Origin of the sequence: Pseudoalteromonas sp. PAST1 (assembly GCF_021532515.1) — a bacterium.
Classification (GTDB): domain Bacteria; phylum Pseudomonadota; class Gammaproteobacteria; order Enterobacterales; family Alteromonadaceae; genus Pseudoalteromonas; species Pseudoalteromonas simplex.
Window position 1 is genome coordinate 1 of sequence record NZ_JAKGBH010000127.1, and the last position, 1545, is coordinate 1545.

The 1545-nt window shown below is 49.4% G+C and carries 1 pseudogene; it reads left to right on the forward strand.

Annotation, left to right across the window (positions count from 1 at the left end):
- A pseudogene (locus L1272_RS22975) lies at window positions 1-1545 on the forward strand (Tn3-like element ISShfr9 family transposase); the annotation flags it as partial.

Sequence of the window (1545 nt, forward strand, 5' to 3'; positions counted from 1 at the left end):
TGAACCAGCTCAGAGGCGGTGCAAAAAGTCTGACCGTACCTGAACTTAAAAAAGAGCTTGCCCTTTATCATCAGTTAGCGCCATGGCGCACGCAAATCAATGGCGTTATCGATGGGCTTAATCTGTCTCTTAAAAATCGACAACACTTCGGTGAGCTCATCAACTATTACGGTAGTAAACTCAAACGATTCAAACGCGCACAGCAGCATCTATGGTTGCTATGTCACCTGACAGAGCGGATACAACTGGCACTGGAACGGTTAACTGATGGGTTCATTTACCATATCCGCAAGCAACAAGAAGCTGCCAACACCTTTGCACAACAAGCAGTGTTCCTGTCCTGGCAGTCAGCCGCGGACAATGTCACGAAAGCGGCAGAGTTACTGCATCTGTTTGTGGATGAGAACATTGATGATAATCAACCCTTCTCAGTAGTCAGACAACAGGCATTGAAGGTCATGAATGACAGGGATATCCAGACCCTCTGCCTTTACCTGAAAAAACAGAAACGGACCGTGGAAGAGTACCAGTGGCAACATTACGATGAACAATGCAATCTCCTGGAGCAACTGTTAAGGCAGGTGTTTTTGTGCCTTGAATGTGAGGCCGGTAAAGGCTCAGAAGCCGTCGTCGCCCAACTTCAACAGATGCAGACGGAAATCGCATTCGGTGGACCACTGAAGACGATGGATACGTCGCTCATCCCGAAAAAGCACCTCCCATGGTTGGTTAAACAGGATAACGTTAACCCGCAACGTTACGAATGGCTGCTCTACCGGCAGTTAACCTCACGACTGAATGGACGCATTTATTTGCCAAATGTTACCAAATACCGCGCACTGGAAGACGACCTGATCCCCCAGACATCGCAGGATACCTTGCTGGCCTCATCAACACTGGACAGACTAAAACAGCCCGCAGAGTTATTGTTACAGGAGAAACAACACCGGCTGGAAAGTGCACTCAAAGACGTTGCTCTCCATATTGATGAGGGAGACAATCGAAATGTGATCATGAAAAATCGTACCGGTACCCGCTGGCGTCTGCCGACCAAAAGCGCTACATCTCTGGTCAACAATCCCTTTTTTAAGCGAATGCAACCGGTCGGTATCGCGGATGTACTGCGGTATGTAGAGCGCGAAACCGGGTTCATGAAATGTCTGACTCATGTACTTCCGATACAAAAACAAGGGTTCACTCATCAGGATGATTTACTGGCCATTCTGATTGCCAACGCCACTCACCGTGGTGTGTATGGCATGGCGCAGATCTCCGATCGAAGCTATGAACACCTGAGTACGGTGCAGGCCAACTATATCCGGCCTGAAACGCTGCATGACGCCAGCGACGTGATCAATAATGCGGTTGCAGCGCTACCCATCTTCCGCCACTACCATATTCAGGAGGACCAGCTGCATGCCAGTGCGGATGGTCAGAAATTCGAAACCCATCTGGAAACCTTTAAAACCCGGTACTCCTCTAAGTATTTCGGCACCAACAAAGGGATCACGGCCATGACACTGGTGGCCAACCACAGCGCCCTCA